Genomic DNA, 9,829 nt, shown 5'->3' with positions numbered 1-9,829 from the left:
TTTCACCGCTCACTATCGATCTTACTAATCCAAGCGTAGTTGATTGGTGGCCAAAGTGTGAGAGTGCCTGTCTTAATACTGATATTGGGGTGAAGTTTAATGTTTCTTTGTCGAGTCGGAATTTGAACGGTGCATCGACCGCAAGAGTGTTTAGGTGTCTAGATGAAAATTGTTTGAACACAGTTCAAATTGGCGGAGCAGGAAGTTTCCAAATTAGAAATGATCAAGTCTCTTTGTCTTTCAATAATACTTATGGAAATTTTGCTTCTAATACTATTTATAAAGTTGTTATTTCTGCATTTAATGCCAATCCGTTAACCGCATCGAATAATATTTGGTCGAGAGCGATTTTAGCTGTTCCAGCTTCTTATTCACGGGCGTTTAATCAAGAATTTAGCTGGAGATTCAAAACAAAAAATGAGTCATGCGAGATTACTCGGGTACAAGTTTTACCGATAAATTATTTTGCGGATTCAATTCATGATAAAACAATTTTTACTTCTGAACCTTTTTCTTCGCCAAATTCTTGCAGTCAAACCGGCGAGCGGCTTAATCCTTGGGATATTAGTTGGACATGGTCTTCATCGGCAACGAATGTAGCGACGGTTACCGCTTTTACTACTCGCGGAAATAATCCTTATTGTACTGATAAATGTCTCGTGCGCGGAAGTAGTAAACCTACATCCGCCAAACAAGGTACGACTTTTGCAAATCTTATTCCAGATGATGCAAAAACTGCTTCTCATGTCACTTGGAACGGCAGTACCTTAGTTGATGCAGGCGCAAATTTATGGACAACAAATGGCACAGTTCCACAGGTAACAAATGGGCCGGGCGGACGTAATGGGGCAGGTCCTTTTACGGGGGCAAATTATTATTCACTCGGATCGGGTAGCGATGTACTAGATTTTTCTGGAGATTTTTCAATTTGTATTGTCTTTAATCAGCCGATAATTAATGCCTTCCCGGGTTTGTTTGGAAACGGTGATTCGAGCGGCGGCTATGAAGTGTATACTAATCCGGGCGGAAATTTTTCATTCCAATCTTATAACGGCGGCGCTCAGTTTAATCTTTACACGGGTAATTCAATTTCAACTTCAACATATAATATTGGTTGTGTTGGTAGAGCTGGTTCGACTATAATTTCCAAATTAAATCAGGGGACAGTGGTGACTAGAACTACATCATTTATGCCCGCAACCTGGAGACCAGCCAGACTCGGAAATGGATATTTGGCTGCGCCGGGAACGCAAACAATTTATGAAGCTTGGTTTTCTAGCACTACGCCTTCGGCCGCTTTGTTCAATTCAATTACCAGTCAATTTGATCAAACTATTAGTTCGTACAATAATTCAGCTGCCGGTTTAACTGGCGGGGGAATTTGTGGCAACGGAGTTGTTGAAGCTGGAGAAGATTGTGACGGTCCAAATCTTGGTAACGGTTGTAGTTTAAATTGTCGTTTTCTCGGCACCTCGGCAACGTGTGGAAATGGAAGAGTTGATGCTGGTGAAGCTTGTGATCCGATGAATCCTTTGACTGCGACTGGTTGCAGTTCTGATTGTCGTCATTTGGGTTCGTCAACAAATTTAACACCGGGTGTAAATAAGACAATTGATGTTTATACGCAAAATTTTGAAACTACTATTGGTACCGAGTGGTCACTTGGTTCGATATTAAATTTCAATGGTTATCGAATGCTGGCGGGATCAATGAACGGCTTTGGGCGTCAAACCACTACCTTGCAAGTTGCGAATATTCCGGCCCACACTTCAACCACCGTTCAATTCGACTTGGCAATTTTGGATACAATGGATGGCAATAGTGTAGCGAATGGTCCCGACACAATAAAAATGGTGGTTGATAATATAATTCGATTTGCCTCTGACTTCGCAAATCCGGGCGGGAATCCATCACAAAGTTTTCCAAATCAAACTCCGCCAATCGGAACCGGCGGTTCAAATCCACTGACCACCGGCGCCTTCGCCGTTAATAGATATGCGCGTCCGGTATCGGATTCAACTTATCATATTTCAATTTCATTTCCTCATTCAGCGGCTACAATGAAATTAGCTTTTTCCAGTTTACAGACAGAAACTCCGGGCGATGAAGGTTGGGCGATTGATAATATTAAGGTTACAGTGGACAATCCAACTGGTGTCGCTGTTGCGAATAATGGAATTGATACTTCAATGTGTGGAAATGGAACTGTTGGAAGCGGTGAAGATTGTGATACTGGTATTACAGCGGTTAATACTAACCCGTTGTCAGCCGCAAACTGTTCGGCAAGTTGTTTACATACCGGTACCTCACTTTCCAGTCTTTGGTGTTATAGCAACCAAGTAACTTATGGCGGTTTTGCCAAAGCCGATTTTGATGCCGCTTGTTTATCTGCGGTAAGCCGCTGCGGTGATGGTATTACCGGACCAGATGAAGATGTCGGTTGTGAAATCGGCGGGGGACTTCGAGCCAGTTGGTGTAATGATAATTGTTTGGTAACAAATTTAGCAAATATTTCAGCTCGTAATGAATGTACGCCAAATTCTGAAGGCTGTAACAGCCATGGTCAAAGAATAGGTTCTTCGCTGCTTTATTCTAATCCTTCATCTTGTGGTGATGGAGTAGTAGGCATTGGTGAAGATACCAGTTGTGAAAGTAATTTAACTATTAACCCGCGAAACCTAGCCGATCCTTGGGCGTTAGTTAGCGGAGTCGGTCTTGGTATCGCGAGCGGTGATCCTTTGGCTCAAAGGGCGAACATCGTTGCTTCTACTATCGTTGGTGCAAACACTGTTTCTGGTTCCGGACAATTCAATATTCTTTGCGGTTACCATACCGATGCGGAATGTTCGGTTATGAACAGCGGAGGAGTTGTCTATGGCGTTGGTTCAGATTCGTGCTGTTATGCAAAACCAGTCGCGACAACATATCTCCCACAAAATAATGCGAGCGGAGTTTGTCTGAACACTGCCATTACCGTCGATTTTAATGGAGTGATTAGTTCAGCAACTCTTACCGGAACTTCTACCACCTCTAACATTGTTATCGCAAGAGGTGAGGTCGGTCCGGCATGCGGAGCGGGTGAAACAGATGTTTCAAACTTAGTTGCATTAAATAATGTTGATAATAGTTTTATTGCTTCCGGACCTTGGTATATAAAAATTATAAATACGATTAAAAATTTCTTTGTTGAATTATTTAGTTTTACAAAAGTTTTAGCTGCTCCAAATTATACCCCAAATATTTGGTGTGTCGGTTCGAATCAAGGTACATTTTCAGTTTCCGAAACCAGTTCCACCACTTCTCGCATTTCTATTTCTCTCGTTAAACCGCTGGTCGGGAATTCTCATTATACGGTTATTTTAAGAGATGCGATTCTCTCGACCAAGGGTGTCAGCATTGGTCGTTCTGGTACTAACCCCAACATTACTTTCACTTTTGATACTGATAACGTTCTTTGTCAGATTGATTCTGTTAAAGTTACACCATCATCTTGGTATTTCTCTGCGCCTAATTCCAATGTGATTCTCACCGCCGAAGCAATTTCGAAACGCGGTACTATCCAACCTATTCCCGGGATATATGCTTGGGATTTTGTCTGGGCTCCTACCAATAGTCCTTTTGTAACTGTTTCAAATTCGAATGCTCAAACAAACTTAATTAGATCTCAAAATCGTAATGGTGAAGTAGATATTAGAGCGCTTGCTCGTCTCACTGCAAACGCGATTAATGCTGAGACTGGCACGGTCGCTTCTGGCGCTTCACACATCACAGTATTCCTTTGTGAAAATCCTTGGCCGCCAAGATATGTTGGTTTGACTCCGGTCTTTCCTTTTAACGATTCTGTTATTAATCACAGTGGTTTTGATTTGAATACTAATCTCTTTAACGGCACCCAAATTCCAGCTGCCACAACCGGGGTAGGAGATGGCTATTTCAATTTCAGTACATATTATTGTGCCGACAATGGTTCGACTGGAGTTTTTGACGACCTGCCATATCTTAAAGTAGCGGTTCAATATACCCCTGCTTCACTTCGGGTAAATGTTGGCGTCTGTGAAGATACTGGTTTTGCTTGTACCGTATCGGACCCAATTACCAGTGCGAGTCCAGATTGTGCCGCCAGCATGCGCTGTCTCACCACTTCTCCTCTCAAACGTTTTATTTTTACCAATGATAAAAATACTGATGGTATAGGCATTCAGGTCTTCCCCAATCCCGAACATCTTTCTTCGATGGATTGGTATCGTGCCCCCAAAGTATTAGGCGGTCAGGGTTTCAGCGGTAATGTTCAGGCTACGAATTTTGGCGGTTATGAAGCCGTGAGTGATGGAAATAATATTTATGCTTCAGCGTTAAATTATACGGATAGCGGTAATTTATATGATGTTGTATATCTCTTTAGTATTAATAGTGACGCTAAACCGGAAACTCGAAAGATTTTTGAAGAGATGGTAAAAAATTTCCATTTTAATATTAATTCTGCGCTTTCCCATAATGATGGTTACTGCGGAATAAATATTTCGACTCCCGGCTATGTCGTCAAATGTTCCTCGGACTTAGATTGTCAGGCCGGGCAAGTCTGTTCTAATCAGGTTGCTAAACTTCAAAGAAATCACCAGCGCTTGGTTGATCTAAAAAAATTAGATAACTCTCTTGTTGCTTATACGCTTGCAAATAATAATGTCTATCCTTATTTATTAGCTAGTTCAAAGGTTGCTAGCTTGGATCGGCCGTCCCCGAGCATTGATTCAATTTATCTTGCGGCTGGAACTTTCCCGTCTCTAAAAACTGGCACCTACCTTGCCGGTCAAAGTGTTAGCACCTGGCCATCTTGGACTCAAATTGGGCAGCAACTTAATATTGCGACTCCGGTTGATCCAATCAATAAATTAGCTCCGGCTGGCAGCTGTGCAGATCAAACGACATTTTGTACAAACAATGTTCCTTGTGGCGGACTTGCTCCACCACCACCTTGTGGTTCCGGTCCGGTTTGTTCGCCCGGTTCTGTTTGTCAGGCTGGCAAGTGTGTTGTTACCGGAGAAATTTGCAACAATGGTTCTAACGATAACGCAAACAGCTTTACCGATTGTGATGATCCTGCTTGCGCGTCTGATCCGGTCTGTCTAAGTCCGGGTGGTCCAGCAACCGCTTGTACTTTGCACGATCCATCGACTGGTTGGAGTACAACTGATCGCAGATTTAGTTTTGCCTGTAACAGTAATTCTTTAGCATATCGATATATTTCTACCAACGACGGTTATCTTGTTCGCGCCCGATTTGAAGATCCAGGCGTAACAATTAATAATCTTAATGCGTTTACCAATGGTTATGATTTTAGTGATAACGCGCGTTTTCCAAATCTTAATAACTGGAGCAATATTACTAATTCGGGAATTTGTGAAAATGTTACAGAGCTTTCGACTTCTAATAAAGGTACTTGCGGCGACGGAGTAATTAATCGTATCGACGGAGAAACTTGCGATCCAGCCGGATCAAAAATTTATGATCAGAGCAGTTGTGCAACTGGACCAAATGCTACGGTCACAACTTGTGATTCAGCTTGTCATTGGGGCGCCCCTCAAACCGTTACTTGTTTATCGCTCGCCAAATGCGGAAATTCGCTTGTTGAACCGGGTGAATCATGTGATGACGGCAGTTTGAACGGACAATATAACCAATGTAACGCGACTTGTACCGGACGAAATGCTGCTTATAGCGGTACAACTGGCGGTTCACCGGGGTATTGTGGAGACGGTGTGCGAAATCCAAAATATGAAGCTTGTGATAATGGAACTACCGGCCCAAATCCAAATGGAACAGCCTGCGTACCAAGTGGCGCGAATTGCACTTGGTGCAATAGTACTTGTAGTGAATTAATTACTGAAGTTCCAGCTTGTGTTCCAAATTGTACCAACAATACTTGTGGCACAAATGGATGTGGTGGAAGCTGTGGAACTTGCGCGGCTGGTTCTAGTTGTCAGTCTGGTTCGACAGGAATGTCTTGTATTGTAGATGGTAGTCTTGGGCAGCCTTGTTCAGCAACATCATTATGTTTAAGCGGTCTAGTATGTTCGGCAAATGTTTGTTCAAATCCGCCGGCCTGTACTTATTCATGTGCAGCGGGCGGTTGGAGTACTTGTTTGGCAAATGGTACTAATACTTGTCTTTCTATTGCTTCTGCTCCGGCTGGCTGTGTTGGCACCCCGCCGGCATCTATTCCAGGTACCTGCACTTTTGTTTGTACTGCCAATTGGCAATGCCCAGCAGCGCAAACTTGTGTTAGCGGTACTTGTACTGCGGCTCTAAGCTGTGGAGCGCTGGTAATGGAAAGTAATGTAACAAATTCAAGTTTAATTGGGGGGATAAGATCTTTGGCAGTTTCGGGTAATTATGCTTATTTACCCGATCAAACAACCAGCTACCTGTCAGTTATCAATATTTCAAATTCACTTGCGCCAACAATTGTCGGACATTTTCCGGTTTTAGGTACTAACGACCATTATTCTATTGATATTTCTGGCAACTATTCTTATGTTGTAAATAGTAATAACACCCTAACTAAAATTGATATTTCAAATCCTGCAGCGCCGGTTTTAGTTAATACGCTTACTGATCCAAGATTTTCAATGCCACACTATATCAAAATTAAAGGAAATTATGCTTTCGTTGGAAATATGCTTGGCTCAGTTGTTGACGTGGTAATTGTTGATATTTCTGGAGTCACCCCAGTGGTAGTTGCTACGATAAGCGATTCGACTATTTTAGGTGTTCCGGTATTATCAGTCGTGGGGAATTATTTATATATTGTTAGTAGTCAATTAATGATATTTGATATTTCAAATCCTTTGAGCGTAAGAACCGTTGGTGTTTTGTCGACAAGTTTGAGTGGTGCATATGGGCTCGATGTTGTAGATAATATAGCTTATGTAGCAACATTTAGTTCTTTAGAGTTGTTTAATATTTCAAGTTCTACCAAGCCGGCATTTTTAGGTCGATACTTATTTACAATTGGAAATCAAAATCACATGCAGGTAAAAGCCGCCGGTAATAGAGCATATGTTGTAAATTGGGGAGGTAATTTACCTGGCGAAGGCGCAATTGAAGTGGTAGATGTTTCAGATCCAATGAATCCGACTCTGATAACTCATTTTACTGATTCAAGACTTGCTAATCCGTGGGGCATTGATGTGGCCGTTGATTCCTCTGGCGTTACTAGAGCTTATGTTGGGTCTTTCTATTCTAGTTTTTCAATTTTTAATTTAAATTGTCCAAATGCACCTCCGACAGCTTTGACCTGTACGGATTACAACTACACTTCGTGGTCGCCAGCAACTTGCCCAGTTTCACAAACTCAGACCCGAACAATTACATCTGGTATTCCTGCCGGATGTAGTTCTTCGGCTCCGACTTCAGCTATTCCAGTACTTTCTCAGTCGTGCACATATAGTGGTTCAGCTATTCCGCTCACCAAAATTATTCTTGATGGCACCTCTGGCTCATCATCCATCACAATTCCCGCCACGCACCAGGTTAGTGTCGCCTATACGCCAACCACCGCTACCGACAAATCTTTAACCTGGAATGTTTGCACGACTCAGCCCACTTGCAGTGTGGTGGGCACTGGCTGGACTTGCACTTGTACCACGACTACCAATTCAGCCGTTTATGGTTCGGTAAGTTCAAACGGTCTATATATGCCGCCGGCCTCGGTCCCGACCAGTCCAACTAGCATATATATCATGGCCTGTAACCTAGCTTCGACCCTGTGTGATTGGACTTCGATTGCTGTCAGCAATGCCGGTAGTATCACTTGTACTACCTTTACTTACAATGCATTTGGCGCTTGCCAAGTGAATAATACTCAAACTAGAACCGTTGCTACCCAATCACCAAGTGGGTGTACGGGTGGTTCACCAGTTCTTTCTCAGAGTTGTACGTATAGTGGATCCGTAACGCCTGGTGCAAAATATGTTTCTCATTCGGGAAATGATACTACCGGAACCGGATCATTAAGCGCGCCATGGAGAACTCTGACGCACGCCCTTCCTTTGCTTGTTCCTGGTGATACTTTATATATTCGGGGTGGTTCTTCTGATACTAATACTGCTTGTACGAGTGATGGCGCCCAGGGTGGTGCTTGCTGGACCGAAACTGCGAGCATCGATGGTACACATAGCGCGCTATCGTGGGGAAACGGTCGCTTGCCGGCTGGGACAGCAGGAAATCCAATTACAATTGCCGCTTATCCTGGGGAAACGGTTATTATTGAACCGCCTACTTGTGGTGGCGGTGCGATGTATTTTCTTTCGTCTTCTTCCGGCGGTTCAAGTTGTTCCTATCTTAATTTCCAGAATCTTATCGTCGACGGTCGTAATTGCGGATCACCATCATCTGCTGGTGAAGCAATACGCTTTGAACCTGCGAACATAAATTCTAGTAATGATTACGGTCCTTCATCACTCTGGTGTCATGATCTGAATTTTACTGGTGGCAAGGTTAGACATGGAAAATATGTTGCGGGTATTCATGGGCATGCGAGCCATGTCACTTTTGACGGAGTCGAAATCTATGAAAATGGGGCTCATGATACCGGTGACAATAATGGTACCGGAGAGCATGATCATGCCATCTACCATATTGGTACGGCTTGGACATTTAGAAATAATTACATTCACGATAATATTCAGGGCTTTCAGATTTGGAGTTATGTAAATGAAGATGGTCCCGCAGTTGGTTCAGTTTATGTAAATAACGATATTTCGCGGGGTGATGAGAATCCATGGGCTACTCAGAAATGGGGGACATGTAATGGTGCTGTTTGTGGCGCTAGAGTCACAAATGGTTATCGTGGTCAGATTTCCAACTTTAATGCCGGTGGCGGCACTGGTACGGGTGATTATGCGATAATTAAATGTAATAAAATTCATGACACAAACTTTGATGCGGGCATTTCTGTCGGCGGTGATTTTGGTGATGTTCCATACAATAATAACATTTCTAATAACTGGATCTGGAATAACGGCGGTGGAACAATTTTAAATTATGGAAATAGCTCCAATAACAATACTATTACCGGTAATATATTTTCTGCTCCGCTTGCTGGTCAATGGGAAAGCTGTAATCCGGGCATCTAAAGTAGTAAATTTGCATATTTTTTTGGCATCTTAAAGGGGTTTGGCTTCGTGATTATTATAAATTGACTTATTCCGTAAAAAACGGTATAATTTTGTTAATTAATTCCTTTAATTTTTGAAACGGAGGTGAACACACATGTCCGGAATAAAACGGAAGAAAAATGAATCTTTTGAGGCTTACATGCGCCGGGTTAAAAAAATCTGGCAGCAATCCGGCAAAGTACTTCAGGTAAAAAAGACCCAATATTATATTGGTGAAAAAAGTAAAAATGTCCGTCGCAAAAGCGCTTTGCACAGACTCGGAGTAGCCGATAAGATGGCTTATCTTAAAAAAATTGGTCGTCTACCAGAAGATACATTTAAACGAAAGTTCAGCAGATAAATTAATTTGTCTAATGACCTTCATTGTCTCATGCTTCAATGGGTTCATTATAAAAATAATATTAAAAATAAAACTGCCAGGGGACGGATTATTTTGTCACTGGCGGTTTTGTTTTTTGCGTTATTTAGTTTCGTAACTTTTGTCTCCGCCCAAACCCTCACATCCCCCGAGCTCGGTCTTACCCCGGAGGTTGGTACAAGCCTCGGACTATCTAATTCAGACATCAGGGTCACCATCGCGAAGATCATCCGCTCGGCACTTTCCTTCCTTGGCGTCTTAGCCCTCCTCCTTACCTTGTATGGAGGTTTTGTTT

General features: G+C 42.6%; 4 protein-coding genes. 2 read left to right on the top strand and 2 right to left on the bottom strand.

The features are described 5' to 3' along the window. Window positions 1-181, bottom strand: a 181-nt coding sequence (locus WC773_04725) for a hypothetical protein (GenBank protein MFA6082679.1), incomplete at its 3' end; no start/stop codon positions are given. Here WC773_04725 and WC773_04720 point away from each other — a divergent pair. Further along, window positions 174-9,134: a hypothetical protein gene (locus tag WC773_04720; GenBank protein MFA6082678.1), complete on the top strand. Its 8,961-nt coding sequence runs from the start codon at window positions 174-176 to the stop codon at window positions 9,132-9,134. The two genes, WC773_04725 and WC773_04720, sit on opposite strands and share 8 nt — an antisense overlap. Window positions 9,135-9,270: 136 nt before the next feature. Further along, complete coding sequence (locus WC773_04715; protein MFA6082677.1) at window positions 9,271-9,516, top strand: hypothetical protein; 246 nt, start codon at window positions 9,271-9,273, stop codon at window positions 9,514-9,516. Window positions 9,517-9,563: 47 nt separating this feature from the next. Here WC773_04715 and WC773_04710 read toward each other — a convergent pair. Beyond that, a partial coding sequence (locus WC773_04710) for a hypothetical protein (GenBank protein ID MFA6082676.1) occupies window positions 9,564-9,829 on the bottom strand: 266 nt, incomplete at its 5' end.

Source organism: Patescibacteria group bacterium, assembly GCA_041660565.1.
GTDB lineage: Bacteria > Patescibacteriota > UBA1384 > CAJBMM01 > CAJBMM01 > JBAZWC01.
The sequence above is the reverse complement of the archived record's forward strand: the minus strand, read 5'-3'. Positions and strand labels throughout refer to the sequence as shown.

Coding starts and splice junctions, on each gene's coding strand:
- WC773_04715 (MFA6082677.1), top strand. CDS start 9,271: ATGTCCGGAATAAAACGGAAGAAAAATGAATCTTTTGAGGCTTACATG.